Here is a 3,082-nt window from a genome sequence, read left to right as displayed (position 1 = left end):
AAGGCCTGATCTTCCTGAGATTTCGGTGTTTGTCCCGCCTGGCAGGTGGTGCAAACGTAGTGACCCCAAACACGGGCTGTTCCGTGCGGGTCGAGTAAGTGAGAGCTTCGGATGGCTCTCGCGGTGTCTGAAAAGGCGCCAACTGAAGCAATGCAGAGGTAAAAAATGCCACGTCGTCGCGAAGTCCCTAAACGTGAAATCCTGCCGGATCCCAAGTTCGGCAATGTCGAGCTCTCCAAGTTCATGAACGTGATCATGGAAGGCGGCAAAAAGGCGGTTGCCGAGCGCATCATCTACGGTGCGCTGGAGCAGATCGAGAAGAAGACCGGCAAAGACCCGGTGGAAATCTTCTCGACCGCCATCAACAACGTCAAGCCCATGGTGGAAGTCAAGTCCCGCCGCGTGGGTGGTGCCAACTACCAGGTGCCCGTTGAAGTGCGCCCTGTGCGCCGTCTGGCGCTGTCGATGCGCTGGATCAAGGAAGCGGCCCGCAAGCGCAGCGAAAAGTCCATGGCCCAGCGCCTGGCCAACGAGCTGGTCGAGGCCACCGAAGGTCGTGGCGGCGCCATGAAAAAGCGTGACGAAGTGCACCGCATGGCCGAAGCCAACAAGGCGTTCAGCCACTTCCGCTTCTGATTCACGCGGGCGTCATGCCCGCCCGGTAGCCTTTCAGAAGCGAGCCCGCGGGCCCCATAAGGGTCGCGGGCTTTGGTACTTAATTTTGGAGAATTTTCATGGCACGCAACACGCCTCTTGAGCGTTACCGCAACATCGGTATCTCGGCCCACATCGACGCCGGCAAGACCACCACGACCGAACGCATCCTGTATTACACCGGTGTGAACCACAAGATCGGTGAAGTGCACGACGGCGCCGCCACCATGGACTGGATGGAGCAGGAGCAGGAGCGTGGCATCACGATCACGTCCGCTGCCACCACCTGCTTCTGGCGTGGCATGGACAACTCCTTCCCCGAGCACCGCTTCAACATCATCGACACCCCCGGCCACGTGGACTTCACCATCGAGGTGGAGCGTTCCATGCGCGTGCTGGACGGCGCCTGCATGGTGTATTGCGCCGTGGGTGGCGTGCAGCCCCAGTCGGAAACCGTCTGGCGCCAGGCCAACAAGTACAAGGTGCCGCGTCTCGCGTTTGTTAACAAGATGGACCGCACCGGTGCCAACTTCTTCAAGGTCTACGACCAGATGAAGCTGCGCCTGAAGGCCAACCCCGTGGCGATCGTGATCCCGATCGGCGCCGAAGACAACTTCACCGGCGTGGTCGATCTGCGCAAGATGAAGGCCATCATCTGGGACGAAGCGTCCCAGGGCATGAAGTTCACCTTCGAAGACATCCCCGCCAACCTGGTCGAGCAGGCCAAGGAGTGGCGCGAGAAGATGGTTGAGGCCGCGGCCGAAGCCTCCGAAGAGCTGATGAACAAGTATCTCGAAGAAGGTGACCTGTCCGAAGCCGAGATCACTGCCGGTCTGCGTGCCCGCACGCTGGCCTGCGAAATCCAGCCGATGCTGTGCGGCACCGCGTTCAAGAACAAGGGTGTGCAGCGCATGCTGGACGCCGTGGTCGAGCTGCTCCCTTCGCCGGTCGACATTCCCCCGGTGGCCGGCACCAACGAAAACGAAGAGCCGGCATCCCGCAAGGCCGACGACGAAGAGAAGCTGTCCGCCCTGGCATTCAAGCTGATGACCGATCCGTTCGTGGGTCAGCTCACCTTCGTGCGCGTGTATTCCGGCGTGCTCAAGAAAGGCGACACCGTCTACAACGCGGTCAAGGGCAAGAAGGAGCGCATTGGTCGTATCGTGCAGATGCACGCCAACAACCGCCAGGAAGTGGAAGAAATCCGTGCTGGTGACATCGCTGCCTGCGTGGGGCTGAAGGACGTGACCACGGGTGAAACCCTGTGCGATCCTGCCGCCATCATCACCCTTGAAAAGATGGTTTTCCCCGAGCCTGTGATTGCCCAGGCGGTGGAGCCCAAGTCCAAGGCCGACCAGGAAAAGATGGGTATTGCCCTGAACCGCCTGGCTGCCGAAGACCCGTCGTTCCGCGTGCGCACCGACGAAGAATCCGGTCAGACCATCATCGCCGGTATGGGCGAACTGCACCTGGAAATCATCGTGGACCGCATGAAGCGAGAGTTCGGTGTGGAGGCCAACGTCGGCAAGCCGCAGGTGGCTTACCGCGAAACCATTCGTGGCACCGTGGAAGAGGCCGAAGGCAAGTTCGTGCGTCAGTCTGGCGGCAAGGGCCAGTACGGCCACGTCGTGCTCAAGATCGAGCCGCAGGAAGCCGGCAAGGGTTTCGAGTTTGTCGATGCCATCAAGGGTGGCGTGGTGCCGCGCGAATTCATCCCTGCGGTGGAAAAGGGTGTGAACGAGGCGCTGACGCAAGGCGTGCTGGCCGGTTATCCGGTGGTGGACGTCAAGGTGACGCTGCACTTCGGTTCTTACCACGACGTGGACTCGAACGAACTGGCGTTCAAGATGGCTGCCATCTTCGGTTTCAAGGAAGGCTGCAAGAAGGCCCAGCCGGTCATTCTGGAGCCCATGATGGCTGTGGAAGTGGAAACGCCGGAAGACTACGCCGGTACCGTGATGGGCGACCTCTCGTCCCGCCGCGGCATGGTGCAGGGCATGGACGACATGGTCGGTGGCGGCAAGGCCATCAAGGCCGAAGTGCCCCTGTCCGAAATGTTTGGCTATTCCACCGCGCTGCGTTCGGCCACGCAAGGCCGCGCCACCTACACGATGGAATTCAAGCACTACTCGGAGGCTCCGCGCAACGTGCAGGAAGCCATCATCTCGGCACGCGCGAAGTAATCAACAGAACTGTCTTCGGCGCCGCCCCGCGCGGTGAGCCAGCTGCCCGTGGCGGGCTCGGGCCGGAGACGTTAAACAATCACGGGTTTTGTTCTTTCAACAGAGGTATTTGCAATGGCAAAAGAGAAATTTGAGCGGACCAAGCCGCACGTGAACGTGGGCACGATTGGTCACGTGGACCACGGCAAGACCACCCTGACGGCTGCCATCACCACGGTGCTGGCTGCCAAGTTCGGTGGCGCCGC

The 3,082-nt window shown here is 60.9% G+C and carries 3 protein-coding genes; all 3 read left to right on the top strand.

All coding sequences use genetic code 11. The annotated features are described in order from the left end of the window. Positions 1 to 165 precede the first annotated feature (165 nt). Complete coding sequence (gene rpsG / locus RCO38_RS16230) at positions 166 to 636, top strand: 30S ribosomal protein S7 (protein ID WP_066160156.1); 471 nt, start codon at positions 166 to 168, stop codon at positions 634 to 636. A 98-nt stretch (positions 637 to 734) separates the two neighbouring features. After that, a complete protein-coding gene (gene fusA / locus RCO38_RS16225; RefSeq protein WP_308329390.1) occupies positions 735 to 2,837 on the top strand; it encodes an elongation factor G in 2,103 nt (700 codons plus the stop codon). A gap of 114 nt (positions 2,838 to 2,951) precedes the next feature. After that, on the top strand, positions 2,952 to 3,082 hold a 131-nt coding region (locus tag RCO38_RS16220; protein WP_308329836.1), incomplete at its 3' end, for a GTP-binding protein.

The organism is Hydrogenophaga pseudoflava, from assembly GCF_031020795.1.
GTDB lineage: Bacteria > Pseudomonadota > Gammaproteobacteria > Burkholderiales > Burkholderiaceae_C > Hydrogenophaga > Hydrogenophaga pseudoflava_A.
The sequence above is the reverse complement of the archived record's forward strand: the minus strand, read 5'-3'. Positions and strand labels throughout refer to the sequence as shown.

Bases quoted from the DNA above. Each gene is read 5' to 3' on its own strand.
- rpsG (WP_066160156.1), top strand. From the start codon at position 166: ATGCCACGTCGTCGCGAAGTCCCTAAACGTGAAATCCTGCCGGATCCC.
- fusA (WP_308329390.1), top strand. From the start codon at position 735: ATGGCACGCAACACGCCTCTTGAGCGTTACCGCAACATCGGTATCTCG.